General features: G+C 67.0%; 26 protein-coding genes. 15 read left to right on the forward strand and 11 right to left on the reverse strand.

The window, feature by feature from the left end:
- The first annotated feature begins 25 nt into the window (after window positions 1-25).
- Window positions 26-643 carry a TetR/AcrR family transcriptional regulator gene (locus tag ACWZHB_RS22735; protein WP_427903855.1) on the forward strand — a complete coding sequence of 206 codons (618 nt, stop codon included), beginning with the start codon at window positions 26-28 and terminating at the stop codon, window positions 641-643.
- 100 nt (window positions 644-743) lie between these two features.
- Window positions 744-962, forward strand: coding sequence for a hypothetical protein (locus tag ACWZHB_RS22740; protein ID WP_427903856.1), 219 nt, complete (start codon window positions 744-746; stop codon window positions 960-962).
- Between the two features lie 73 nt (window positions 963-1,035).
- On the opposite strand, the gene ACWZHB_RS22745 is transcribed toward ACWZHB_RS22740, so the two are convergent.
- The gene (locus ACWZHB_RS22745) at window positions 1,036-2,028 is read right to left on the reverse strand and encodes an NAD(P)/FAD-dependent oxidoreductase (RefSeq protein WP_427903857.1); all 993 of its coding nucleotides are present in this window, start codon (window positions 2,026-2,028) and stop codon (window positions 1,036-1,038) included.
- Window positions 2,029-2,109: 81 nt separating this feature from the next.
- Between ACWZHB_RS22745 and ACWZHB_RS22750 the strand changes: the two genes are divergently transcribed.
- The gene (locus ACWZHB_RS22750; protein WP_427903858.1) at window positions 2,110-2,691 is read left to right on the forward strand and encodes a helix-turn-helix domain-containing protein; all 582 of its coding nucleotides are present in this window, start codon (window positions 2,110-2,112) and stop codon (window positions 2,689-2,691) included.
- Between the two features lie 28 nt (window positions 2,692-2,719).
- On the opposite strand, the gene ACWZHB_RS22755 is transcribed toward ACWZHB_RS22750, so the two are convergent.
- Complete coding sequence (locus tag ACWZHB_RS22755) at window positions 2,720-3,355, reverse strand: TetR/AcrR family transcriptional regulator (RefSeq protein WP_427903859.1); 636 nt, start codon at window positions 3,353-3,355, stop codon at window positions 2,720-2,722.
- Between the two features lie 68 nt (window positions 3,356-3,423).
- Here ACWZHB_RS22755 and ACWZHB_RS22760 point away from each other — a divergent pair, with 68 nt between their 5' ends.
- From ACWZHB_RS22760 to ACWZHB_RS22775, 4 genes are all read left to right on the forward strand, one after another.
- Window positions 3,424-4,959 carry a flavin-containing monooxygenase gene (locus ACWZHB_RS22760; RefSeq protein ID WP_427903860.1) on the forward strand — a complete coding sequence of 512 codons (1,536 nt, stop codon included), beginning with the start codon at window positions 3,424-3,426 and terminating at the stop codon, window positions 4,957-4,959.
- Entirely contained in the window at window positions 4,956-5,789 is an 834-nt protein-coding gene (locus ACWZHB_RS22765) for an SDR family NAD(P)-dependent oxidoreductase (protein WP_427903861.1), read from the forward strand. Before ACWZHB_RS22760 ends, ACWZHB_RS22765 begins: the two co-directional genes overlap by 4 nt.
- Window positions 5,790-5,805: 16 nt before the next feature.
- Complete coding sequence (locus ACWZHB_RS22770) at window positions 5,806-6,759, forward strand: alpha/beta hydrolase (RefSeq protein WP_427903862.1); 954 nt, start codon at window positions 5,806-5,808, stop codon at window positions 6,757-6,759.
- Window positions 6,760-6,851: 92 nt separating this feature from the next.
- Window positions 6,852-8,648 carry an AMP-dependent synthetase/ligase gene (locus tag ACWZHB_RS22775; protein WP_427903863.1) on the forward strand — a complete coding sequence of 599 codons (1,797 nt, stop codon included), beginning with the start codon at window positions 6,852-6,854 and terminating at the stop codon, window positions 8,646-8,648.
- A 51-nt stretch (window positions 8,649-8,699) separates the two neighbouring features.
- Here the strand turns inward: ACWZHB_RS22775 and ACWZHB_RS22780 are convergent, their stop codons facing one another.
- Window positions 8,700-9,569 (reverse strand): alpha/beta fold hydrolase, encoded by an 870-nt coding sequence (locus ACWZHB_RS22780; protein WP_427903864.1) that lies wholly within the window; start codon window positions 9,567-9,569, stop codon window positions 8,700-8,702.
- 84 nt (window positions 9,570-9,653) lie between these two features.
- Between ACWZHB_RS22780 and ACWZHB_RS22785 the strand changes: the two genes are divergently transcribed.
- Window positions 9,654-10,214 (forward strand): CGNR zinc finger domain-containing protein, encoded by a 561-nt coding sequence (locus ACWZHB_RS22785; protein WP_427903865.1) that lies wholly within the window; start codon window positions 9,654-9,656, stop codon window positions 10,212-10,214.
- Window positions 10,215-10,265: 51 nt separating this feature from the next.
- On the opposite strand, the gene ACWZHB_RS22790 is transcribed toward ACWZHB_RS22785, so the two are convergent.
- Together ACWZHB_RS22790 and ACWZHB_RS22795 are read right to left on the reverse strand one after the other, a co-directional pair.
- Complete coding sequence (locus ACWZHB_RS22790) at window positions 10,266-10,976, reverse strand: cutinase family protein (protein ID WP_427903866.1); 711 nt, start codon at window positions 10,974-10,976, stop codon at window positions 10,266-10,268.
- A gap of 139 nt (window positions 10,977-11,115) precedes the next feature.
- Window positions 11,116-11,538: a hypothetical protein gene (locus ACWZHB_RS22795; RefSeq protein ID WP_427903867.1), complete on the reverse strand. Its 423-nt coding sequence runs from the start codon at window positions 11,536-11,538 to the stop codon at window positions 11,116-11,118.
- A 127-nt stretch (window positions 11,539-11,665) separates the two neighbouring features.
- Between ACWZHB_RS22795 and ACWZHB_RS22800 the strand changes: the two genes are divergently transcribed.
- From ACWZHB_RS22800 to ACWZHB_RS22810, 3 genes are read left to right on the forward strand one after another with little or no spacing between them, the layout of a single operon-like run.
- On the forward strand, window positions 11,666-13,249 hold the full coding sequence (locus ACWZHB_RS22800) for a molybdopterin-dependent oxidoreductase (RefSeq protein WP_427903868.1): 1,584 nt from the start codon (window positions 11,666-11,668) through the stop codon (window positions 13,247-13,249).
- A gap of 45 nt (window positions 13,250-13,294) precedes the next feature.
- Complete coding sequence (locus ACWZHB_RS22805) at window positions 13,295-13,504, forward strand: toxin-antitoxin system HicB family antitoxin (protein WP_427903869.1); 210 nt, start codon at window positions 13,295-13,297, stop codon at window positions 13,502-13,504.
- Complete coding sequence (locus tag ACWZHB_RS22810) at window positions 13,501-13,866, forward strand: type II toxin-antitoxin system death-on-curing family toxin (protein WP_427903870.1); 366 nt, start codon at window positions 13,501-13,503, stop codon at window positions 13,864-13,866. The genes ACWZHB_RS22805 and ACWZHB_RS22810 overlap by 4 nt, the downstream gene beginning before the upstream one ends.
- On the opposite strand, the gene ACWZHB_RS22815 is transcribed toward ACWZHB_RS22810, so the two are convergent.
- The 4 genes from ACWZHB_RS22815 to ACWZHB_RS22830 all read right to left on the reverse strand — a co-directional run bounded on the left by ACWZHB_RS22815 (window position 13,838) and on the right by ACWZHB_RS22830 (window position 18,135).
- Window positions 13,838-15,364 carry a DHA2 family efflux MFS transporter permease subunit gene (locus tag ACWZHB_RS22815; protein ID WP_427909266.1) on the reverse strand — a complete coding sequence of 509 codons (1,527 nt, stop codon included), beginning with the start codon at window positions 15,362-15,364 and terminating at the stop codon, window positions 13,838-13,840. The two genes, ACWZHB_RS22810 and ACWZHB_RS22815, sit on opposite strands and share 29 nt — an antisense overlap.
- Window positions 15,348-15,974, reverse strand: coding sequence for a PadR family transcriptional regulator (locus ACWZHB_RS22820; RefSeq protein WP_427903871.1), 627 nt, complete (start codon window positions 15,972-15,974; stop codon window positions 15,348-15,350). The genes ACWZHB_RS22815 and ACWZHB_RS22820 overlap by 17 nt, the downstream gene beginning before the upstream one ends.
- 222 nt (window positions 15,975-16,196) lie before the next feature.
- A complete protein-coding gene (locus ACWZHB_RS22825) occupies window positions 16,197-17,372 on the reverse strand; it encodes an alpha/beta hydrolase family protein (RefSeq protein WP_427903872.1) in 1,176 nt (391 codons plus the stop codon).
- A gap of 154 nt (window positions 17,373-17,526) precedes the next feature.
- On the reverse strand, window positions 17,527-18,135 hold the full coding sequence (locus tag ACWZHB_RS22830) for a type 2 periplasmic-binding domain-containing protein (protein WP_427903873.1): 609 nt from the start codon (window positions 18,133-18,135) through the stop codon (window positions 17,527-17,529).
- A gap of 247 nt (window positions 18,136-18,382) precedes the next feature.
- Here ACWZHB_RS22830 and ACWZHB_RS22835 point away from each other — a divergent pair, with 247 nt between their 5' ends.
- From ACWZHB_RS22835 to ACWZHB_RS22850, 4 genes are read left to right on the forward strand one after another with little or no spacing between them, the layout of a single operon-like run.
- The gene (locus ACWZHB_RS22835; RefSeq protein ID WP_427909267.1) at window positions 18,383-19,267 is read left to right on the forward strand and encodes an ABC transporter substrate-binding protein; all 885 of its coding nucleotides are present in this window, start codon (window positions 18,383-18,385) and stop codon (window positions 19,265-19,267) included.
- Between the two features lie 8 nt (window positions 19,268-19,275).
- The gene (locus tag ACWZHB_RS22840; RefSeq protein WP_427903874.1) at window positions 19,276-20,424 is read left to right on the forward strand and encodes an ABC transporter ATP-binding protein; all 1,149 of its coding nucleotides are present in this window, start codon (window positions 19,276-19,278) and stop codon (window positions 20,422-20,424) included.
- Window positions 20,421-21,080 carry an ABC transporter permease gene (locus ACWZHB_RS22845; protein WP_427903875.1) on the forward strand — a complete coding sequence of 220 codons (660 nt, stop codon included), beginning with the start codon at window positions 20,421-20,423 and terminating at the stop codon, window positions 21,078-21,080. Before ACWZHB_RS22840 ends, ACWZHB_RS22845 begins: the two co-directional genes overlap by 4 nt.
- Window positions 21,077-21,784: an ABC transporter permease gene (locus ACWZHB_RS22850; RefSeq protein WP_427903876.1), complete on the forward strand. Its 708-nt coding sequence runs from the start codon at window positions 21,077-21,079 to the stop codon at window positions 21,782-21,784. Before ACWZHB_RS22845 ends, ACWZHB_RS22850 begins: the two co-directional genes overlap by 4 nt.
- Here ACWZHB_RS22850 and ACWZHB_RS22855 read toward each other — a convergent pair.
- Together ACWZHB_RS22855 and ACWZHB_RS22860 are read right to left on the reverse strand one after the other, a co-directional pair.
- On the reverse strand, window positions 21,767-21,976 hold the full coding sequence (locus tag ACWZHB_RS22855) for a ribbon-helix-helix domain-containing protein (RefSeq protein ID WP_427903877.1): 210 nt from the start codon (window positions 21,974-21,976) through the stop codon (window positions 21,767-21,769). The genes ACWZHB_RS22850 and ACWZHB_RS22855 overlap by 18 nt on opposite strands.
- Window positions 21,977-22,046: 70 nt before the next feature.
- Entirely contained in the window at window positions 22,047-23,267 is a 1,221-nt protein-coding gene (locus tag ACWZHB_RS22860) for an NAD(P)-dependent malic enzyme (RefSeq protein ID WP_427903878.1), read from the reverse strand.
- Window positions 23,268-23,509: the final 242 nt, after the last annotated feature.

Genomic DNA, 23,509 nt, shown 5'->3' on the forward strand with positions numbered 1-23,509 from the left:
AAGTGCATTGTGAAAAGATTGGCCCATGCCGAAGCGGGTGGATCACAGTTCTCGACGCGCGACGATCAGCGATGCGGTGATGCGCCTGCTCGCCCGCGACGGCCTGGAGTCGATCAGCCTGCGCCACGTCGCCGCCGAGGCAGGAGTCTCCGCGGGCCAGGTGCAGCATTATTTCCCCAGCAAGGAGGCGATGATGGAGTTCGCGACCACCACCATCGCCGACCGGATCGCCACGCGGATCTCCGCGGCGGGCCCCGACCCCGATCTGCGCCAGATCCTCACCACGCTGCTCCCCACCGACCCCGAATCGGCCGCCGACGCCCGCATCCTGATCGGTTACCTGGCCTTCGCCACAGTCCGCCCCCAGATCGCCGAAACCCTGAAAATGAACGGCCTCGGCTTCCGCGACCACGTCGCAGGCATGCTCCCCGACCACCCCGACCCGACCGCCGCCGCCGAATCCCTGCTCGCCCTACTCGACGGCCTCGCCCTGCACGTCACCATCGGCCAGCTCTCGCCGGACAAGGCCCGCGCCCTGCTGACCACGGCCATCGATGACGCGCAAGGCTATCGCACTCGACCACGACCCCCGGCGGACGACGCACCCACTGCCGACCAGGAGGAAACCCTGACCCCGAACTGATCGACAGCCCCGGTTTTCAGGGCTACCGGTCGGTCGTTTCACAGGGAATCATTCTTCTCGCCGACTCTGCGGCAACACTTTTCGAGATTTGGGAGACAGCGTGTCGATCGGGAAATTTGTCATGGCCGGTATGGCGATTGTGGCGCTGGGGGCCATGGCTCCGGCTACCGCGATGGCCGCGCCGACAGCAGCCGCGCCGGTCGCCGAGACCGGCAGCGCCGATGCGACCAGTGGCAGTGGCACCCTGGTCATGCTCATCGAGGAGCTGTTCAAGCCGTGCCCGTTCAGCAGCACGGTGTGCCCGGCCACCGATAACTGAGTCCGTCGCGAAGGGCCCCGCCGAGACGTTCGGCGGGGCCCTTCGCGCCAGATCGAACCGAGGGTCGATCGGCTTACGCCGACGCCGATTCGGCCAGGTCGGCATCGGCGCGACGTACGGCCACCGCCGCGGCGGTTTCGGCCATCACCAGTTCCGCGTTGATCTGCGCACCGGCCATTGCGCCGGCGGCCGCGGCCGCGCCGACCTGGGCAGACGGGTCGGTGGCGTTGCCCGCGATCCAGACGCCGGGCACCGCGGTCCGGCCGACGGGATCAGCGGGGATGTGGTCGCCCGCGCCGGACGGGTGCGGCTCGGGCGTGAGGCCGAGGTCGGTAAGGAAGGTGGCGCGCGTGTTCATGCGGGGTGCCACGACCAGGGCGTCGCGTTCGATGATCGTGCCGTCGGCGAGCTGGACACCGGTCAGGCGGTCGGCGCCGAGAACCTCGACGACCTTGCCTTCGATGATCCGAATACCCCGCGCCACAAGCTTTTCCGCATCTTCTTCGCTCAGCGGCGCAGCCGTGTGCGTCAGGAACACGATATCGTCGCTGAGCTGGCTGAACAGCAACGCCTGATGCACCGACATCGGTCCACTCGCCAGCACGGCGATGCGCTGATCGCGCACTTCCCAGCCGTGGCAGTAGGGGCAATGCAAGACGTCGTGACCCCAGTGTTCGCGCAGGCCGGGAACATCGGGGAGTTCGTCCGCGAGGCCGGTGGCCACGAGAATCCGCTGAGCGGCCACCGTGCGACCGTCGGCGAGGGTCACCGCGAATTCATCGATATCCGATGAATCAGCCGCACGCCCCACCGCGACAACCTGACCCGACACGACGTGCCCGCCGTACCCACGCACCTCGGCGCGGCCGAGTTCGAGCAGCTCCAACGGCGACATCCCCTCGCGCCCGAGCAGTCCGTGGACGCCCTGAGCAGGCGCGTTACGCGGCGCCCCCGCGTCGATCACGGCGACCGAGCGCCGCGAACGCGCCAGCATCAGTGCCGCGTTCAGCCCAGCGGCTCCACCACCGAGCACCACCACGTCGTATGAATCGTTCAGCTGTGTCATCTCGACCTCCTTCGAGCTCCACCATGCATTCCAGCGCCGAATACTGGCAACCTTCTTTGCCGACATGGCAAACTGGAGAGCATGGACGACCTCGATCAGACCCTCGACTCGGTCGGCCCTCGCCTGCGCGCCCTGCGCAAACAGCGCCAGACCACCCTCACCGACCTCTCCCAGGAAACCGGCATCTCGGTGAGCACCCTGTCCCGCCTGGAATCCGGCGACCGCAAACCCACCCTGGAACTCCTGCTCCCCCTGGCCAAGGCGCACGGCGTCACCCTCGACGAGCTCGTCGACGCCCCGCCCACCGGCGACCCACGCATCCACCTGCGCCCGGTCAGCCGACACGGCATGACCATGCTCCCGCTCACCAAACGCGCGGGCGGCATCCAGGCCTTCAAGATGATCATCGCCCCCGGCGCCCGCGATCGGCCTCAGACGCCGCAGGTGCACGAGGGTTACGAGTGGCTCTACGTGCTCAACGGTCGCCTGCGCCTGATCCTCGGTGACAACGACATCATCATGAACCCCGGCGAGGCCGCCGAATTCGACACCCATGTCCCGCACTGGTTCGGCGCCGCCGACGAACAATCCGTCGAATTCCTCAGCCTGTTCGGCAAGCAGGGCGAGCGCGCACACCTGCGCGCCCGCCCGAAGTCCGAATAGGCCGGAAAGGGCAAGCGATTCGGAGAATTCAGCCCTGCAGTGCCGCGATCAACGCCGGACTCAATGCCAGCGCGGGCAAGGACTCGACCAACAAGTCGACCAACTGCTCGCGGCTGATCGGCTTCTCGACGATCCAGGTGAGGATGGTCTCCTCGACAAACGCGATCCAGCCACGAATGGCCAAGGTGAGCCGCGCCAGTTCGGCACCCTCGGGCGGCAGCGGCAGTTCGCCGATGATGAGATCGGCGATGGCGCCGCGGGTTTCGTTGACCTGTCCGGCCACGTCCGGGGTGACGCTAGCGGGCCCGCGCAGCACCGAGCGGTAGGGCGCGGAGTGTTCACAGACGTAGTCGACGTAGCGTTCGATCGAGTCGCGCAGCATGTCGAACAGCGACAACTCACGGTTGGGCATGATCGCGACGAAGAACTCGGTGCTCACATGCCGGGCGATCGCCTCGTGGAACTCCTGCTTGGACGCGAAGTAGTGGAACAGCAGCCCGCGCGAAATGCCCGCCTGCTTGGCGATGTCGTCGACCGAGATCTCCTCGAGTGATCGGTCGACCAGCATCTCGGCGCCGAGGGTGATCAGCTGCAGCCGACGCTCCTCGGGACTGAGCCGCACACGCTTGGTCTCTCCCACGCTCCTGGTACTCACATCAGCCATCCTAGCCACTACTGAATACGGTTCAATAGCTGTTGACTACGGCTCAATAAGACCGTATTCTGCATTACATGAGTCGCAAGGTTACAGACAAAGTTGTCGAACCCGGAGCAGGCGCCCGCCACGTCACGACGGTCATCGTCGGCAGCGGGTTCGCAGGCCTCGGCCTGGCCATTCGCCTGCGTCAGCAGGGTCGCGAGGATTTCCTCGTGCTCGAGCGCGGCAGCGAAGTCGGCGGCACCTGGCGCGACAACACCTATCCCGGTGCCGCCTGCGACGTGCCTTCGCACCTGTACTCCTACTCGTTCGCCCCGAACCCGGACTGGACCCGGTCGTTCTCCAAGCAGGGCGAGATCCAGTCCTACATCAAGAGCGTCGCCGAGCGTTACGACGTGCTCGACCGCCACGTCTTCGACTGCGACGTCCAGAGCGTCCGCTGGAACGAGGCGACCGCGCAGTGGGACATCCGCACCACCAAGGGCGAGTTCACCGCTGACACCGTGGTCTCCGCGGTCGGCGCGCTGTGTGAGCCGTCGCTGCCGGACATCAAGGGCATCAACGGTTTCGAGGGCGAGATCTTCCACTCCGCCCGCTGGAACCACGACGCCGATCTCACCGGTAAGCGCGTCGCGGTGATCGGCACCGGCGCCTCCTCGATCCAGATCGTGCCCGCCATCGCGAGCAAGGTCGCCACGCTCGACGTCTACCAGCGCACCGCGCCCTGGTTGCTGCCGCGCATGGACCGCCCGTATCTGCTGCCCGAACGGCTGGCGTTCAAGCACCTGCCCGTCGTGCAGCGTCTGTCCCGCGCGGCCATCTACGCCGCGCGCGAGACCCAGGTCGTCGGCCTGACCCGCTTCCCGGCCCTGATGAAGGCCTTCGAGGCCATCTCACGCGCCAAGCTGCAGATCGAGATCCGCGACAGCGAGCTGCGCAAGAAGGTCACCCCGAACTACCGGATCGGCTGCAAGCGCATGCTGATCTCCAACGACTACTACCCCGCGCTCGATCGCGACAATGTCGACGTGGTCACCGACGGTATCGCCGAAGTGAAGGCGGGTTCCATCGTGACCAAGGACGGCACCGAGCGCGAGATCGACGCGCTGATCGTGGCCACCGGCTTCCACGTCACCGACTCCCCGACCTACAACTCGATCGTCGGGCGCGACGGGCGCACGCTGACCGAGGTGTTCGACCAGATCGGCCAGCAGGCCTACAAGGGCTCGGCCATCGCGAACTTCCCCAACATGTTCTTCCTGGTCGGCCCGAATGTCGGCCTCGGCCACACCTCGATGGTGTACATGATCGAATCGCAGATCAATTACGTCAGCGACGCGCTGGCGACGATCGACAAGCAGGGTCTGCGCACGGTCGAGGTGCGCGAAGACGTGCAGCACGCCTACAACGCCGACCTGCAGGAAAAGTTGGGCAAGACCGTCTGGAACACTGGCGGCTGCGCCAGCTGGTACCTGGACAAGCACGGCAACAACACCACGTTGTGGCCGGACTTCACCTTCGAATTCCGTAGGCTCACACGGTATTTCGATGCCGATGCCTACACTACGACAACCGCAGACGCCGACAGGGAAGTGGTGGCAGCACAGTGAGCAAAGATGCTTACTTCACGAACAAGGTATGCGTGATCACCGGAGCAGGCTCCGGCATCGGGCGCGCGCTGGCCGAGAACCTGGCCGCGCGTGGCGCCAAGCTCGCGCTCTCCGACATCGACGCCGAGGGCCTTGCCCAGACCGTCGCCTCCTGCGAGAAGCTGGGCGCGCAGGTCAAGTCCGACCGGCTCAATGTGGCCGAGCGCGAGTCGTTCCTGCTCTACGCCGATCAGGTGAAGGCGCATTTCGGCGTCGTGCACCAGATCTACAACAACGCGGGCATCGCCTACCACGGTGACGTGATCAAGACCGAGTTCAAAGACATCGAACGCATCATGGATGTGGACTTCTGGGGCGTCGTCAACGGCACCAAGGCGTTCCTGCCGATGCTGATCGAGTCCGGCGACGGCCACGTCATCAACGTCTCCAGCCTGTTCGGCCTGGTCACCGTGCCCGGCCAGGCGGCCTACAACTCGGCCAAGTTCGCGGTGCGCGGCTTCACCGAGGCGCTGTACCAGGAGATGAAGGTCGCCAAGGCGCCCGTCAAGGTCACCTGCGTGCACCCCGGCGGCATCAAGACCGCGGTCGCCCGCAATGCCACCTACGCCGAGGGCATGGATGGCGCCAATGCCGCCACCCTGTTCGACAAGTACCTGGCGATTCACAGCCCGGAGATGGCCGCGCAGACCATCACCGAAGGTGTGCGCAAGGGCCAGGCGCGCGTGCTGATCGGCTGGGAGGCCAAGCTGCTCGACGTGAGCGTGCGTTTCCTCGCCTCCGGCTACAACCGAATCTCGGCCGTGGTCAACGGCCGCTTCATGCCGAACTGACAGACCAGGAAACTCCATGCGCGAGTTCAAGATTCCGCTGCCGATCGCCCGCACGCTGCTCGACCCGGTGTTCCGGGTGACGCTGAACGCGCGGCTACCGGTCGCGGTGCAGCGGGTGCTGCTCGACACCGTCTCCCGGCTGCAGTTGGTGCCCGACGGTTCCGTCGTGCAGCACCTGCAGCTGGGTGGGCGCCCCGCCGAGCGGGTGATCGCCGAAACCCCCATTCCGGGTTCGCGTACCCGGGCGGTGCCACCCGAACGTGCCGCGGGCGCGATCTTGTACCTACACGGCGGCGGTTACGTGGTCGGTTCGATCGCCACACACCGTTCGCTGGTGGCCGGTCTCGCGCGCGAGACCGCGTGCGCGGTGTACTCGCTGGACTACCGACTGGCGCCGGAGCACCCGTTCCCGGCCGGGCTCGACGACGCCGAAGCAGCGTTCCTCGACCTGGTCGGCAACGTCGGCTACCGGCCCGATCAGATCTGCCTGGCCGGTGACTCGGCGGGCGGCGGCCTGGCGATGGCACTGGCTCAGCGACTGATCCAACGGCATCAGATGACGCCCGCCGCGCTCGGCCTCATCGCCCCGTGGGTCGATCCCACCGAGGTGCCGAGCAAGGACCGCGATCTGGTGATCAACCGGGCGTGGTCACAGGCGTGTGCCGCCTACTACCTCGGCGACGCCGCCGCAACCGAAGTGGGTTACGCCCCGCTCTCGGGAGACCTGATCGGCCTGCCACCCACCTACGTGCAGGTCGACGTGAGCGAACTCCTGCACGACCAGTGTTGCAAGCTCGTCTCAGCCCTGCGTGGAGCGGGCGTCCACGTCCGGTTCACCGAAACCCGCGGCCTCTGGCACGTCGCGCAACTGCAAGCCGCGCTGGTCACCGAGGCAGCGATGGCACTCAGCGAACTCGCAGAATTCCTGCGAGAAGCAATACAGCCGGTATCGATCAACGATTTACGATAAAGCCTGGTGACGGGCAATTCGGGCGGCGATATCGCAACCGGGCCGAACGTGTCGTAGATTACTGGCGAGTAGAACCCACTGGAAGGGCACAGATGCGAGAGTTCGAAGTTCCGGCTTCCTACACCATCCCGGACGATGCGAACAATTCCGACAACGTCTTCCGCTTCGCGCAGGAGACGCCGAACACGGTCTTGTTCAACGTCCCGAACGGCAGCGGCGGCTGGAATGACGTCACGGCGGCACAGTTCGAGAAGGCCGTCCTCGGCGTGGCCAAGGGCCTGATCGCCGCAGGCATCGAGCTGGGCGACCGCGTCGCGATCATGGCGGCCACCCGCTACGAGTGGACGCTGCTCGACTTCGCGATCTGGGCCGCCGGTGGCGTCACCGTCGCGATCTACGACAGCTCGGCCGCCGAGCAGGCCAAGTGGATCCTGCAGGATTCCGAGACCAAGCTGCTGGTCGTCGAGAACGACAAGCACCGCGCCACGATCGACGAGATCGAGGCCGGTTCGCTGCCCGCGCTCGCCGAGACGATCCAGATCGACAAGGGCGCGATCGACGAGCTCACCAAGCGCGGTGCCGATCTCGGCGACGAGGCCGTGCACGAGCGTCGCAAGCAGGTCGGCGCGGCCTCGCCCGCCACCCTGATCTACACCTCGGGCACCACCGGCAAGCCCAAGGGCGTGCAGCTCACCCACGCCAACCTGTGGGCCGAGTCGCGCTCGGGCGGCATCGAACTGTCGGCGTTCGTGAAGCCGGGTCAGAAGACCCTGCTGTTCCTGCCGCTGGCGCACGTGTTCGCCCGCGCGGTGGCGCTGATCGCCTTCGATTCCAAGGTGATCATCCGCCACAGCTCGGACTGGACCACGCTGGTCGAGCAGTTCGGCGACTTCAAGCCCGACTTCATCCTTTCGGTGCCGCGCGTGTTCGAGAAGGTGTTCAACTCCGCCAAGCAGAAGGCGCACGACGGCGGCAAGGGCAAGATCTTCGACGCCGCCGCGGAGACCGCCATCGCCTACAGCACGGCGCTCGAGACCCCCGGCGGCCCCGACCTGCTGCTCAAGGTCAAGCACTTCGTCTTCGACAAGCTGGTCTTCAGCAAGCTGCGCGCGGCCCTCGGTGGCCAGTGCCTGGCCGCTGTCTCCGGTGGCGGCCCGCTGGGCGCGCGTCTGGGCCACTTCTTCCGTGGTGCGGGCGTGACGATCTACGAGGGCTACGGCCTGACCGAGACCACCGCCGCGTTCAGCGTGAACACCGCCCAGCACATCCGGGTGGGTTCGGTCGGTCGCCCGATCCAGGGGCATGCCGCCAAGATCGCCGAGGACGGCGAACTGCTGCTCAAGGGTTCGGTCGTGTTCGACGGCTACTGGGGCAACGCCGAGGCCACCGGCGAGTCGTTCGAGGACGGCTGGTTCAAGACCGGCGACCTCGGCGCCATCGACGCTGACGGCTTCATCACCATCACCGGCCGCAAGAAGGAAATCCTGGTCACCGCGGGCGGCAAGAACGTCTCCCCCGCGATCCTCGAGGATTCCCTGCGCGCGCACCCGCTGATCAGCCAGGTCATGGTCGTCGGTGACGGCCAGCCGTTCATCGGCGCGCTGATCACCCTGGATCCGGAAGCCCTGCCGGGCTGGAAGGATCGCAACGGCGTGGCCGCCGACACCGCGATCGAGACCCTGATCGAGAACCCGGCGCTGGTCGCCGAGGTGCAGGCCGCGATCGACGAGACCAACAAGAAGGTCTCCAAGGCCGAGGCGATCAAGAAGATCCGTATCCTGCCGGTCGATTGGACCCAGGAGACCGGTGAGCTCACCCCGAAGATGTCGCTCAAGCGCGCCGTCGTCATGAAGCAGTACGCGGGCGAAGTAGACAAGATCTACTCCTAGTCCCCACCCTCGAAAGGCCGGTTGCGTTGCCGCAACCGGCCTTTCGGCTGTTCAGGGCTCGAGTCGGTCGAGGAAGTGCGCCACCAGCGGGGCGATCTCGGGCAGGTGGGTTTCGAGAGCGAAGTGGCCGGTGCCGAACAGGTGCACCTCGGCCGCCGGGAGGTCGGCGAGGTAGGCGTGGGCGCCAGGTGCGGGGAAGAACGGGTCGTCGGCGCCCCAAACGATCAGCGCCGGCGGTGTGTACTTGCGCAACCATGCCTGCCAGGCCGGGTACGCCTCGACATTGGACTTGTAGTCGAAGGCCAGCGAGACCTGCGCTTGTTTGCGGCCGGGCAGGTCGAGGAAGTGCTGGTCCAGAGTCCAGCCCTCGGGTGAGAGCACGGCGGGGTCCGGCACGCCGTGCTCGTATTGGCTGCGCGTGCCTTCCAGCGTGAGCAGGCCGCGGATCGTGTCTTCGGCGCCTTCGTCGTCCGGGCTCAGGGCGGTGAATTCGCGTGCGCCGTCGGACAATCCGGCCTCGTAGGCGTTGGCGTTCTGTATCACCAGCCCGGTGATCCGGTCGGGCATGCGGTCGGCGATCCGCAAACCGACGGGCCCACCGAAGTCGAACAGGTACATCGCGAAGCGACGCAGGCCGATTCGCTCGACGAAAGCCGCGATCGTGTCGGCGAGCCCATCGAAGGTGTAGTCGAAATCATCTGGCGCACTGGTGTATCCGAACCCGGGATAGTCGGGGGCGATCAGCCGGTAGCGGTCGCCGAGCGTATGCATCAGGGTGCGGAACTGGTGTGAGGCTGTCGGAAACCCGTGCAGCAGAAGCAGAACCGGAGCGTCGGGCGCGGTCGGCACGGACTGCCGATAGAAGACGTCTACCCCGTCGATGTCGACGGTGCGGTATTCGATACGGGGCACTTCGCTCATCTTCACATGCTTTCATCCGTAGTTGATGCATTAGTCATACCGCGCCATGACTAATGCGTCAACAGGGCGATGTAGCATTACATGATGACCGCATCGACTCCGCTTATCGGCGAACCGCTGGCGGTGGACCTGGTCAACACCCGTCCGCTCGGCGCGGATCTGCTCGCCAGCCCCGCGCTTCTCGAGGACTGGCTGACCATCCAGGCCTCCCGCGACCCCGACCTGGCCGTCGCCGCCCCCAGTCCCGCCGACCTGCGCGCGATCCGCGCCGTTCGCGAGCACACCGCGGCCGCTATCGACGCTCTGCGCCACGGCCGCCGACCACCCGAATCCGCCCTGCGCGGACTTATCGCAGCCCAGAACGCGGCCCCCGCGATCCTGCGCCCGGCCTGGACCGGTACCGAGATAACGACCGTCCGCCACCGCACCGGGCCGGCCGGGGCCAGGGCCGCCGCCGCCCTCGCCGAAGCCGCCGCCGAGCTACTCGCGGATCCGGCACTGCGCAAACTCCGCCGATGCGCCGCCGACGACTGCGTGCTCCTGTTCGTCGCCACCCACCCGCGCCGCCAATGGTGCTCTCCCGCCCGCTGCGGCAACCGAGCCAGGGTCGCCCGGTACTACCAGCGGCACAAGGAACACCCCTGAGAACGCGCAAGGCCGGTCGCGCCTTCGCGACCGGCCTTGCGCTGTCTGCGATCAGAGTCGTCGCACCGCGAATTGTGCAGCGGTGAGGGTCATTCCATTGATGCCGTAGAGGGTGTGCAGGGCATTGGGTTGGGCGAGGGGGGAACCGTCGCAGATGTTGTCCGAGGGGACACACAGGTCGATGGTCTTGTTCTTGTAGAGCGCGCCGATGGAGATCGCGGGCGCGTCCGCGTCGCGCATGAACCGATCCGAGGGTTTGCCGAACAGCGCGACCGCCGCGACATGCTCGGCGATCTCGGGCGCCATCGGCTCGGGCAGGTACATCTCGTACTCCGGCGGCACACCCTCTGGCACACCGACACCGGTCGCGAACCCGGCCAGCGCCGCACCCTGGGAATACCCGCCGAGGACGATCCGGGAACCGGGGCAGTTCGCCGCGATGTACTCGACCCGACGCTGGGCATCGCTGATGCCCTGCACGACGGAGTGCGCGAAGGCGAGCCGGTCGGCGAAGTTGCTGCCGGCCGGGTAGTCGACGCCGTAGGAGCCGACCGAGCGTCCACCGGCGTTCGCGCGCAGCGCTTCGACGAAGGAGATACCGGTCAGGCCTAGTTCGCCGCCCGGCTCGGCGGTCCCGCGAGCGAACACCACCTCGATATCGGAACAGGGCGCGGCGGTAGCGGAATGGGTGGGCGATACCAGGGGAATCGCGGCTGCCAAGAAGACTGCAGACACGAATCGCGAGAAGGAACGTGCTGTCATTCCGCGCAGACTACCGACCGCGACCGTTCACCGACGCCTTCGGTGCCGATGGCGCGCCGCTGGTGGGCGCGTCATTGCCGAGGTAGGCCGCACTGCTGTGCCGCTGCCGAAACGGCGGTCGCGCATCGGCACTGCGCTTTCACGCCACGCTCACCCGCCTCGATCGCAGTACTCGCAAGCCCGCGACGGCGATCGCGAGGTCGGCGGCGATCTCGAATAACGCTGCGAACCAGGAGAATCCGGTGACCCCTGAGCTCGCCGGTGCATTGACGAAGCTGTCGCTGAGTGGGCCGAACCAATCCGGGAGCAAGTGCACGATCGTGAAGCCGACGGCGCTGGCGAAGCCGACGAACACCGCGGCGCGTGCGGCCTCCTGGTGGCGGCGCAACACCAGGAACACGGTGAGTAGCGCGAAGAGCAGTTGCAGGGTGCCGAGGGCGTTGACGAGGGCTGAGGTCGCGTCCATGCCGCGGCGTAGGTGGTCGGCGCCGTGGACCAGGAGTGCGACGGCGAAGACCGCCGTGGTGGCGCGCAGTGTGGAGTCGGGTGTTGTCTCGGTCATCGGGTTCTCCTGCCGAGCGGGATCACTTCTACTACGCAGTGTAGTTTTCATGGGCCTCCGGTGACAGGTGTTCGGCCGTCACAAATCGGTCACCGCCGCTGATCCGGCCGCGACGTACGCTCTGTGCATGGCGTTCTTGCGGGTGGTGGCCGGGATCGTGGCCGCCGCACTGGTGCTCGGTGTGGCGGAGTTGGTCGCGGTGTTCACCGGGGCGGGTGGTGCGCCGGCGTACGCGCTCGGGGCGACGGTTATCGACCACACGCCCGATGGGATTCGGGAATGGGCGATTTCGACCTTCGGGACCAATGACAAGGCCGTGCTGTTCGCGTGCATGGGGGTGGTCGCGGCGATTGTCGCGGGGGTCGCTGGAGGGTGCGAGCGCAGGACTCAGCCGATCGGGTCGGTCACGTTCGCGGTTTTCGGCGTGATCGCCGCTGTCATCGGCGCCGGGCGGATCGGCGGGTTCTTCGGGGCACTCCCCGCGCTGATCGGCACTGCCGCTGGGATTCTCGCGTTGCGAGGGCTCACGCGCCGGATCGACGCGGCCTCTGGTCAGCAGCCCGCAGCGGCAGCGTCCGGCGATACCCCGGCGCAGGACCGCGGCATCGAGGGCAGTTCGACTGCTGCCGAGAGCCTCGCCGCGAAGGCCGGGCGCCGTCGAGTCCTCGGCGGGATCGCGGCCACCGGGGTATCGGCTATCGGCGCCGGGCTGGCAGGGCGATTGCTGGGCGGGGCACGCAGTGACGTGACCGCCGAGCGGGCGACGGTCGAATTGCCCAGGCCCGCAACCCCTTTGCCAGGCCTCGCGCCGGACGCCGATCTGCGCGTACCGGGGCTGACCTCCTACATCACCCCGAACAGCGATTTCTACCGTATCGACACCGCGCTGATCGTTCCCCAGGTGTCCACAGACTCCTGGTCCCTGCGCATCCACGGCATGGTCGAACAGGAAATCACGCTCACCTGGGACGATCTGCTTCGCCGGACGCCGGTCGAGCGCCTTGTCACCCTGGCCTGTGTGTCCAACCCGATCAACGGCGACCTCATCGGCAACGCCCGGTGGCTCGGCTACCGCCTCGACGAGCTCCTCGCGCAGGCCCGCCCGCTCCCCGACGCTGATATGGTGCTGTCGCACAGCAAGGACGGCTGGACCGCGGGCTCGCCGCTGTCGGTCCTCACCGACGGTCGCGACGCGCTGCTCGCCATCGGCATGAACGGCGAGCCCCTCCCGGTGCAGCACGGCTATCCCGCCCGCCTCGTCGTCCCCGGTCTCTACGGCTACGTCTCCGCCACCAAATGGGTCACCGAACTCGAGGTCACCCGCTTCGACAGGGCCACCGCCTATTGGACCCGCCGCGGCTGGTCGGCGCAGGGCCCGATCAAGACCGGCACCCGCATCGACACTCCACGCGCCCGCGGCCGAATCCCCCAGGGCCGCACCGTGATCGCCGGTGTGGCCTGGGCCCAACATCGCGGCGTCACCGGCGTCGAAGTCCAGATCGACAACGGCGACTGGCGCCCCGCCCGCCTGTCCACCGAGGTCACCATCGACACCTGGCGCCAATGGACCTACGACTGGGACGCCACCCCGGGCCAGCACACCCTGCGCGCCCGCACCCTCGACCCCACCGGCCCCCAAACCGCCGTCTCCCAGGACGTCGTCCCCGACGGCGCCACCGGCTACCCCACCCTCACCATCCAGGTCAGCTGATCGCAAGGTCAGGCCCGAAACCATCACCGCTGGTATCATTCCGGTATGACGACGATCAGTGTGCGACTCCCGGACCAACTACACTCGGGGATCACAGCAGCAGCCGAAGCCGACCATATCTCGGTGAATTCAGCGATCGTCCAGGCTGCGCAGGCATGGGTCGATGCGCAGGTTCACCGCGCACGGGCACGCGTCTCGGTGCAGCAGATCATGCTCGAGGACGCCGACCTGCTCGCGCAGTTGGGTGACGAGTGACGCCGGAGGTTCTCCTTCGAGTCAATGCGACGGTGCTGGATGGGCGTGCGGAAGTGCGCGATCCTGGTTTGGTCGCTTCTGCCGCAGACCGACCTCATCTGACTATGTCAGGTTCCGAGGCCTACCCCACCATCGAAGAGAAGGCCGCTGCACTGATTCACGCGATTGTGCGAACGCGACCATTTCTCCGCGGGAACAAGCGAACCGCCTGGGTCGCCGCTCGCCTGATGCTGAGTTGCCATAGCAAACGCCCCGGCTGTACGGCCACCGAAGCGAACGATCTGTTCCAGCGATTGTGGACTGATGACGACGATCTGACCGTTTCCGACATCGTCAAGAGACTCCAGATCGTCGAGTTCTAGCGCTGGCAGATTGAAATTTCACGATCAGACCGAGGCGTCCGCTTTCTCCAGCGTGGGAGCCTTGCCCGCGGACTTCCCGATGGCCGACGAACAGGGCCGAGGCGACTACACCGATCAGGAGGATGGCGGCGGGCAGGATCATCGACTGGGCCAGTGAGGTGCTGAATTCGTCGAGGACCTGGGGTGGGAGCGGGCCGGTGGCCGTGCCCTCGCCGACCGGCCCACCGCCGCCGAGGCCGTTGGCGGTGAGGCGGGCGGCGATCAGGGCACTGATCGCGGCACTGCCGAGGACCGCGCCGACCTGGCGGGTGGTGTTGTAGACGCCTGCGCCCGCGCCTGCCTGAACGACCGGCAGGTTGTGGGTGGCGGTAGAGGCGAGCGGGGCCCAGATGCACGAGCTGGCGAGGCCGCCGACGCCTGCGGCGATCAGGAACCAGATGATCGACGAGTCCGGGGTCATGAGCACACCGAAGGACGCCACCGAGCCGGCGAACAGCACGAAACCGATGGTCGGCAGCAGCCGTGGTGGCAAGCGGTCCGATACCTTGCCGATGAACGGCGCGGTGAAACCGGTGATGATCGCCATCGGCGCGAAGACGAGCGCCGACATGGTCGGCGACATCTCCCGCACCGACTGCAGGTAGAAGTACGACGGCACCATCATCGAGGTGACCGCGGCGCCCATCGCGGCGATCGCCAGGTTCGACAGGGCGAAGTTGCGGTCGCGGAACAGACTCAGCGGCAGCAACGGTTCGCCGGTGTTGCGCGCCTGGTTGATCACGAACACCACCAGCATCACCACACCGAAGCCGATCAACAGCCAGATCCGCAACGACCAATCCTGCGAATTGCCTTCCTGGATACCGAAAACCAGTGCCAGCATGCCGATTCCGCTCAGGATCACCCCGACGATGTCGAACTTGTGGTCGTTGGTCGGCAGCGCGGGCACCAGCCACACGGCCAGCCCGAACGCGATGATGCCGACCGGCACATTGACGAAGAAGATCCACTCCCAGCCGAGGTTGTCGACCAGCACACCGCCGAGGATGGGACCGACCAGCGTCGCCAGCCCGGCGACACCGCCCCACAGACCCATCGCGGCGCCCCGCTTGTCCGGCGCGAAGGTGCGGGTGATCACGGCCATCGTCTGCGGCGTCATCAGCGCGGCACCGATGCCCTGGGCCGCGCGGGCGGCGATCAGCATGCCGATGCTGCCCGACAGACCGCACCAGAGCGAGGCGGCGGTGAAGATCGCGAGGCCGATCAGATAGATGTTCTTCGGCCCGAACTTGTCACCGAGGCGACCGGTGACCAGCAGCGGCACCGCGTAGGTGAGCAGGTAGGCGCTCGTGACCCAGATGACGTTGGAGATGTCGGTGTGGAGTTCGGTCATGATGGCCGGATTGGCGACCGCGACGATCGTCATATCCAGCAGGATCATGAAGAACCCGACCACCAGGGCGAAGAGCGCTAGCCACGGATTACGTTGGGAGGTCATCGAATTGGTTCCCATCGGGAGAAGGATTCAGACTGATGCGTTCGCCGGTCTCGGGGTCGAACTGTTCCCACGGCACGGCACCGTTGCCGAGTTCCGCGGCGAAATCCTGGATCCAGGTGAGTTCGGCGTGGACGGTGGCGCGAATGTATTCCAGGACAACGTAATAGCGACGCGGGACCGCACGGCTGCGCGTCCAGCCGAGCAGTTCGTCCAGTTCGGTCCGCGACTGACTCAGGTGCTCCACGCGCTCATCGAGCAACGCGACAACCTGCTCTTGCGGGAGGGTGTGCGCCTCGGACAGCGCCACCCGGAAGATCGGATACTCCTGCACGGGCATGCGCAGTAACTCCGCGATCCGCTCCCGCAGCGCGGTACGCCCGGAATCGGTGATCCGATAGGTGGTCCGCTCGGGCCGATTCCCCGCCCGCCCGATCCCCTCCGCGGCCACCATCTCACCATCGGCCAGCCGCGCCACCACGTGATACAGCGAGCCCGGCCGCACCTTGACCAGCAGATCCTCGCGCCGGGCAATCAGCAGTTGATACATCTCATACGGATGCATCGGCCGCTCGTCCAGCAACGCGAGCACCGCGATAGCCAACGGCGTCATCGCATTCCGCCCGACCTGCCCCACCCAGGCCACCTCCACTCAGCTTCATGTTCCAGACCAAATATTCCAGTAGGAATATACGGATTGGGACATAGCCTGGCAAGGCCGTAACAGACCGCTTACCCCGTCCTTGGGAATGCGTACTCGCTGGATCTACTTCACGCCGCCCGAGAACTACCGCGAGCGGGAGTGTGCGCTCGGCCGGGCGTGGCTGTCATCGGCCTACGGGACCAGGACCATGTCCGGGTGCAGCAGGGTGGCCGGCAGCTCGGCGAGATCGGCGTATCGGCCCAGCGTCGTATCGAAGAAGCTGCGCAGATAGTCGCGTTGCACATCGAGCGACGCGAGCGGATCGATGGTGCCGACCGCCTGTGCCGCGGCAGCGGCGGGGATGAGGCCCGCGGTGATCAGGGGAGCGGCCATCAGCTGGATGTCGCAGAACGACATATGTTGTGCGTCGCCGAGCTGGAAATGCAGCTTCGGTCCGCGGCTGGTGGCCCAGAACTGTTCCCAGCTCGGCACGTCGTCGCGGTCGTGACCTTCGCCGCTGATGAGCATGAAGGGGCGGTCCAGCCCGTTGGTGACGGCCGAGCCCCAGAGGCGGCCGTCGAGATCGACTGCCGCGGCGATCCGGCGGTCGTCGTGCATCGCCTGGGCCGCGGTGGCGCCGCCGAGGGAATGGCCGAACATCCCGATCTTCGACACGTCGAGCACTCGGGCCAGGTTCGCGGGCAGCGGCTGCTGACCGGCGTCCGGGTTGTTCCCCGCGGTGATGTCGACGAGCTTGTCGAGCACAAATCGTGTGTCGGCCACCCGCGCCGCCATCGCGATCGCGCCCTGAGCCTCGACTTCGCCGGGATCGATGGTCGACGGCAGCACGCTGGGTTCGATCCGCCCGTCGGGGAATTCCGTCGCAACCGACTCGTACGTATGACTCAGGGTGACCACGATGAAACCGTGGCTGGCAAGGTCTTCGACGTGCGCGGTACTCAGCTCACGCGGCATGCCCATACCCGGCGAGAACACAATGATGGGGCGAGGTCCACGAGAGATCTCCGCGGGCGCGCCGAGGTGGCCGTGGCTGGGCGCCAACGTCAATCGCTGCGTCGATGCTGCCCCGATCTGAGCAATGCTGTCGGCATAGATCCGGGTGAGGCTGGGAGACATCCATGGCCGCACGGGCGTTCGGGTCACGTCGGCAGCGGGATACCAGATGCTGGCCATGAATTCGCGCGGCACGGCCGGCTTGTACGGATCGGGCCGCGAGGTATCCACCATGTGCAGATCCACCACACCGATCGGCTCGGCACCGGATGGTTCCGGCAGGGTCACGAGCACCGGGTCCTGGTGCGGCGGCTCAGGTTCGGCGTGTGCTACGACGTCGACCGTGGTCAACATCAGTAGCACGAGAACCGAAACGCACCGAAATACTCTCGTCCGCAAGGCTATTCCCCCCAAGCATCGACACCACACGCCTTCTGCCGGTTCAGCCTAGCCCGAGCCGCTCGGAGGCGGATCGGCCGGCGCAGGCCGAGTGGTCCGACGTCCCGCGCTACAGCCCGTGGGCGTCCAGCCAGGATCGGGCTGCGTCGGCGGGGTGGGTGCCGGTTTCGATCTTGTTGATCGACTCGATCAGATCCTCGGTGGTGAGTTCGCCGGCGACGTAGTTGAGCTTTTTCAGCTGCTGACGGTCGAAGATGCCGGTGCGGTAGAGGGCAAGGATGTTCTGGGCGCGGAGGGTGTAGTCGGGGTCGGGGAGGGCGTCGCGGGGGCGCAGGTCGGTGCCCTCTGCCGCATCGGTCACCGAAAGACCCGGTGGGAGCGCGGCATTGACCGCGGCGGCGACCTCGCCCGGTTTGCGTGCGGGAGAGGTCGGGTTCCAGCGGTCGAGCAGGGCGCCGTTGCGGGCGGGCAGGACGGCGATGCGGGCCGCGTCGAGATCGGCGAGGGGGGTGGTCAAGCCGGTGACGACGGTGGAGTCGACGCCCACGCGGTCAAGGGCTTGGGAATAGATCTCGGCGAGCAGAACCGATTCCGCCGACGAATCCGCACCGACCGCGATCACCGGACCGGCCTCGTCGGAAGCGCAGGAAAGGGTGCTGAAAGCGCAGGTGACGGCCAGGATCGCGGCGGCGGTTCGACGCACGGCGACCGAGTGCATCCGGCGACACCAACTTTCTGTATTTGCCGTCAACCCGCGCAATTCGGCCCGACGGCGGGCAGTATGAACTACCAGAATGTACCTGTGGCCCCCGGGTCGCACGCACAGCGCACTGCCCGCCTTTGCCGGAAGGACACCAGTGAAAACCGCCTTCGCCTCCTCATCACCAGGACAACGTCGACCGGCACGCCGCCTCGCGGTGCGGGCGGGCCGGGTGCTGGCTGCCGCGGTGGCGCTGGCCGCCGCCATGATCGTCGCCGCGTGCGGCAACAGCGATCCGCTTGCCGCCAAGGGCGATTGCACCAGCGACGCGTTGATCATCGGGTCGGCCAACTTCCCCGAATCCGAGACCGTCGCCAACATCTACACCGAGGTGCTGCGGATCAACGGCTTCAAGGTGGACACCAAGTTCGACATCGGCTCGCGCGAGGCCTACATTCCCGCGCTGCGCCAGTGCGCGATCTCGCTGATCCCGGAATACACCGGCAACCTGCTGCAATACCTCGACAAAGACGCCACCGCGACCGCGGCACCCGAGGTGAACGCCGCACTCACCAAGGCACTCGGCGAGGACCTGGCCATCGCGACGCCCGCGCCCGGCGAGGACTCCGACGCGGTGGTCGTCACCCGCGCGACGGCCGACAAGTGGGGCCTGAAGTCCATCGAGGATCTCGCGCCGCACTCGGCCGAGGTGAAGTTCGGCGGGATGGCCGAATTCGCGCAGCGCCCAGGCGGGCTGCCGGGTTTGAAGAAGACCTACGGACTCGACATCACCGACGCCAATTTCGTGCCGATCGCCGACGGCGGTGGCCCGGCAACGGTGCGCGCGCTGGTCGACGGCCAGGTGAACGCGGCCGATATCTTCACCACCTCGCAGGCGATCGCCCAGAACGACCTCGTGGTGCTCGCGGATCCGAAGCACAACTTCGCGGCCCAGAACGTGGTGCCACTGTTCAACGCCGCCAAGAAGACGGACAAGGCCGTCGCGGTGCTCGACGCGGTGTCGGCCAAACTGACCACCACCGAACTGATCTCGCTGAACACGGCCGTCTCGGGTGACAGCAAGATCGAACCGAAGGCCGCCGCGCTCGCCTGGATCACCGCACAAGGGTTGAACTCCCCCATCGGCTAGGAGCCCCGTTGTCCGACATCGTCTTTCGCGGCATCGACAAGACCTATCCGAACGGCACACACGCGGTACGCGACCTGAACCTGCACATCGACTCGGGTTCGTTCACCGTCTTCGTCGGGCCGTCGGGCTGCGGCAAGACCACCTCGATGCGCATGATCAATCGCATGGTCGACCCCACCGCGGGCACCATCACCGTCGACGGACGCGACATCGCGACGGTCGATCCGGTGAAACTGCGCCTCGGTATCGGCTATGTGATCCAGAGCGGCGGGCTGCTGCCCAACCGCAAGGTGATCGACAATGTGGCGACCGTGCCGATGCTGCTCGGGCAATCGCGCAGGGCCGCCCGCGCGGCCGCGCTGGACGTGCTGGACCGGGTTGGCCTCGATCGCGGTCTGGCCGAGCGGTATCCGGCGCAACTGTCCGGCGGCCAGCAGCAGCGCGTCGGGGTGGCGCGGGCGCTGGCCGCCGACCCTCCGGTGCTGCTGATGGACGAACCGTTCAGCGCCGTCGACCCGGTGGTGCGGGCGGAACTGCAGTCGGAGATGCAGCGACTGCAGGCGGAGCTGCACAAGACGATCGTGTTCGTCACCCACGATATCGACGAGGCGATCACCCTCGGCGACAAGATCGCGGTGTTCGGGCGCGGCGGGGTGCTACAGCAGTTCGACACACCCGAACACGTCTTGGCCCAGCCCACAACGGATTTCGTCGCCGGGTTCGTCGGCCGGGATCGTGGCTATCGGGGGCTGTCGTTCCGCAGCGCCGAAGCTGTTGCGCTGGCACCGATTCGGACGATCGAACCGGACGAGATCGCCGACCTGCGGCTCGCCCAGGGCGAGTGGGCGCTCCTCGTCGATGCCCTCGGCAAGCCGGGCGGCTGGATCGACGTGACCGGTGTGGAACGAGTACGCGCCGGAAAACCCTTGGACTCCAGCGTTTCCGCCGGTGGTTCGCTGTTCACCCCGGGCGGTGACCTCCGCCAGGCGCTGGACGCGGCCATCTCGTCACCGTCGGGTATCGGCGTGGCCGTCGACGACGCGGGTACGGTGCTCGGCGGCCTGCTCGCCACCGATGTCCTCACCCAACTCGCCGAACAACGCGAAGCCGAGGACGCCGAACGCAACCAGGAGTTCTTCGCCAAGGGCACGTCGTGAGATATCTGATCGACAATTTCGCCGACATCATGGCGATCACCCGCACACATCTGGTGCTGGCGCTGGTGCCCCTGGTGCTCGGCCTGGTGATCGCGGTCCCGGTCGGCGCACTGATCCGCGAAAACCGCTGGGCCAGAAGAATCGTCACCACCGCGTCGAGCCTGGCGTTCACGATCCCCTCGCTTGCCCTGTTCGTGATCATCCCGCCGCTGATCGGCATCTCGATGATCGACCCGCTCAATGTGATCATCGCGCTCACCGTGTACTCGGCGGCGCTGCTGCTGATCGCGGTGCCGATGGCGCTCGATACGGTGCCTGCCAGCGTGATCGACGCCGCCGACGCGATCGGGTTCGGACGATTCCGGCGCACCGTCACGGTCGATATGCCTTTGGCGCTCCCGGTTTTCACCGCCTCGCTGCGCGTGGTGGTGGTCACCAATATCGCGATGGTGTCGGTGGGTGCGCTGATCGGAGTGGGCGGGCTCGGGAAGCTGTTCACGCAGGGCTATCAGCGGGATTACCCCGACCAGATCGTCGCGGGCATCATCGTCACCCTGGTGCTGGCGCTGATCTTCGACCGGCTGGTCTTCCTGCTCGGCACCCTCGCCACGCCGTGGACCCGCGCCGATTCGCGCGTGAAAGGGGCGCGCTCGTGAATCTTTTCGTCGAAGCCTGGAACTATCTGAGCGATGGCGCGAACTGGGGCGGACCCACCGGCATCGAACATCGCCTGCTGCAACACCTGTGGTACAGCTTCCTCGCGGTGGCCTTGTCGGCGGTGGTCGCGGTGCCGCTGGGGTTGCTCATCGGGCACACCCGCCGTGGCAGCGCGGTGATGGTCGGTTTCGCCAATGCCATGCGGGCACTGCCGACGCTGGGTCTGCTCACCTTTCTGGTACTCGGACTGGGCCTCGGGCTGATCCCGCCCCTGCTGGCGCTGATCACCGTCGGCGTTCCCCCGCTACTGGCGGGTGCGTACGCGGGCATCGCGAACGTGCAGGCCGACGTCGTTGACGCCTCACGGGCGATGGGGATGACGGAGAGCCAGATCCTGTTCCGGGTCGAGGTGCCCAATGCGATGCCGGTGCTGCTCGGCGGGTTGCGTAGCGCCACTTTGCAAGTCGTCGCCACCGCGACCATCGCCGCCTACGTCAACCTGGGTGGGCTCGGCCGCTACATCTTCGACGGGATCGGCCTCTACCGGTACGACCTGGTGCTGGTCGGCGCGCTGCTGGTGGCGGTGTTGGCGCTGGTGCTCGACGGGCTGCTCGCGGTGGCGGTCTGGGCCAGCGCGCCGGGGTCGGGCCGGGTCACGCGCTCCGCTGCCCCCGGACCCGCAGCCTCAGTCGTCGCCGAGTAATGCGCGCAGGTGCGGGTCGTCCGCCAGGACCTCCCGCATTCTGGCCCGCTCACGCGCACGATGCGCCTGCGCCTGGATCCACTCCTGCGCGGCCAGCACCATCGCCACGTTCACCGACACGCCCTCGGCCTCGGCTCCGGCGGCCAACTGCTCGTAGACCTCGTCGGGGAGCTGCACGGTGATCGCGGTCATCGTTCGATGATCCCAGACGACAGGAAAGCGCCCCCGCTCCGGTGGGAACGGGGGCGCTTGTCAGCAGAAATCAGGCGACGCCCTCGGCGCGCGCGGCTTCCGCGACGGCCTCGGCAACGGCCGGGGCGACGCGCGGATCGAGCGGGCTCGGGATGATCTTGTCGACCGCGAGCTCGTCGGCGACGACACCGAAGATCGCATCCGCGGCGGCCACCTTCATGCCCTCGGTGATGCGGCGGGCACCGGCATCGAGCGCACCCTTGAACACACCGGGGAAGGCGAGGACATTGTTGATCTGGTTCGGGAAGTCGCTGCGACCCGTCGCCACGATCGCCACGTACTTGGCGGCCACGTCGGGGTGGATCTCCGGGTCCGGGTTGGACATCGCGAACACGATCGCCTCGGGGGCCATCGAGGCGATGAGCTCCTCAGGGATGGTGCCGGCGGACAGGCCGAGGAACACATCGGCACCGGCCAGCGCGTCGGCCGGACCACCGGTGAGACCACGCGGGTTGGAGCGTGCGGCCAGGTCGGCCTTCACCCCGTTGAGACCGTCGCGACCGGCGCTGACGATGCCCTTGGAGTCGAGCACGACCACGTCGGGGACACCGGCGGCGAGCAGGATGTTCGCGCAGGCCACACCGGCCGCACCGGCACCCGAGACGACGACCTTGAGCGCGGACATGTCACGGCCCTGCACCGCGGCCGCGCCCTTGAGGGCGGCGAGCACCACGATGGCGGTGCCGTGCTGGTCGTCGTGCATGACCGGGCAGTCGAGTGCCTCGATGACACGACGCTCGATCTCGAAGCAGCGGGGGGCGGAGATGTCTTCCAGGTTCACCGCGCCGAAGCTCGGGCGCAGGTGAATCAGTGTCTGGACGATCTCGTCGGGATCGGTGGTGTCGAGCACCAGCGGGATCGAGTTCAGACCCGCGAACTTCTTGAACAGCGCGGCCTTGCCCTCCATCACGGGCAGCGAGGCGCGCGGGCCGATGTCACCGAGGCCGAGCACGGCGGTGCCGTCGCTGACCACGACCACGAGCCGGTCGGTCCAGGTGTAGCGCTTGGTGAGCGCGGGGTCCTCGGCGATCGCGCGGCTGACCTGGGCGACACCGGGGGTGTAGGCGATCGAAAGATCACGCTGGGTCTCGAGGGGGGCGCTGAGCTCGACCGACAGCTTTCCGCCGAGGTGACCCGCGAAGATCTCCTCCTGGGTGATCGCGGCGAGGCTCGCTGCGTCATCGGCCTTGGGCGCCGCGGTGGCATTCGGTGCGTCAGTCACAGGTGACACGATTTCACTCCTGCTCGAGTCGGGCTCAACCGGGGGACGGTTACCGCCGGGTATATCGGAACAATGATTTCTAGGACGCTCATCGGGTGCGCGACCGCACGCGTTTCGCGGTGGCTACCGGTACGCGTGGCGCGGCACTGATCCGCCGAGCGGAACCGGACGGGTGTGTCCGGGCGAGCAAAACGGGTCGACCTCCGTTGCGACGGTGCGTCGCAGGGAGAAGGTCTCCAATGTCCCCGAAC

The organism is Nocardia sp. FBN12 (assembly GCF_054031145.1).

Bases quoted from the DNA above. Each gene is read 5' to 3' on its own strand.
- ACWZHB_RS22735 (WP_427903855.1), top strand. From the start codon at position 26: ATGCCGAAGCGGGTGGATCACAGTTCTCGACGCGCGACGATCAGCGAT.
- ACWZHB_RS22745 (WP_427903857.1), bottom strand. From the start codon at position 2,028: ATGACACAGCTGAACGATTCATACGACGTGGTGGTGCTCGGTGGTGGA.
- ACWZHB_RS22750 (WP_427903858.1), top strand. From the start codon at position 2,110: ATGGACGACCTCGATCAGACCCTCGACTCGGTCGGCCCTCGCCTGCGC.
- ACWZHB_RS22755 (WP_427903859.1), bottom strand. From the start codon at position 3,355: ATGGCTGATGTGAGTACCAGGAGCGTGGGAGAGACCAAGCGTGTGCGG.
- ACWZHB_RS22760 (WP_427903860.1), top strand. From the start codon at position 3,424: ATGAGTCGCAAGGTTACAGACAAAGTTGTCGAACCCGGAGCAGGCGCC.
- ACWZHB_RS22770 (WP_427903862.1), top strand. From the start codon at position 5,806: ATGCGCGAGTTCAAGATTCCGCTGCCGATCGCCCGCACGCTGCTCGAC.
- ACWZHB_RS22775 (WP_427903863.1), top strand. From the start codon at position 6,852: ATGCGAGAGTTCGAAGTTCCGGCTTCCTACACCATCCCGGACGATGCG.
- ACWZHB_RS22780 (WP_427903864.1), bottom strand. From the start codon at position 9,569: ATGAGCGAAGTGCCCCGTATCGAATACCGCACCGTCGACATCGACGGG.
- ACWZHB_RS22785 (WP_427903865.1), top strand. From the start codon at position 9,654: ATGACCGCATCGACTCCGCTTATCGGCGAACCGCTGGCGGTGGACCTG.
- ACWZHB_RS22790 (WP_427903866.1), bottom strand. From the start codon at position 10,976: ATGACAGCACGTTCCTTCTCGCGATTCGTGTCTGCAGTCTTCTTGGCA.
- ACWZHB_RS22795 (WP_427903867.1), bottom strand. From the start codon at position 11,538: ATGACCGAGACAACACCCGACTCCACACTGCGCGCCACCACGGCGGTC.
- ACWZHB_RS22800 (WP_427903868.1), top strand. From the start codon at position 11,666: ATGGCGTTCTTGCGGGTGGTGGCCGGGATCGTGGCCGCCGCACTGGTG.
- ACWZHB_RS22805 (WP_427903869.1), top strand. From the start codon at position 13,295: ATGACGACGATCAGTGTGCGACTCCCGGACCAACTACACTCGGGGATC.
- ACWZHB_RS22815 (WP_427909266.1), bottom strand. From the start codon at position 15,364: ATGACCTCCCAACGTAATCCGTGGCTAGCGCTCTTCGCCCTGGTGGTC.
- ACWZHB_RS22820 (WP_427903871.1), bottom strand. From the start codon at position 15,974: ATGACGCCGTTGGCTATCGCGGTGCTCGCGTTGCTGGACGAGCGGCCG.
- ACWZHB_RS22825 (WP_427903872.1), bottom strand. From the start codon at position 17,372: ATGTTGACCACGGTCGACGTCGTAGCACACGCCGAACCTGAGCCGCCG.
- ACWZHB_RS22830 (WP_427903873.1), bottom strand. From the start codon at position 18,135: ATGCACTCGGTCGCCGTGCGTCGAACCGCCGCCGCGATCCTGGCCGTC.
- ACWZHB_RS22835 (WP_427909267.1), top strand. From the start codon at position 18,383: ATGATCGTCGCCGCGTGCGGCAACAGCGATCCGCTTGCCGCCAAGGGC.
- ACWZHB_RS22855 (WP_427903877.1), bottom strand. From the start codon at position 21,976: ATGACCGCGATCACCGTGCAGCTCCCCGACGAGGTCTACGAGCAGTTG.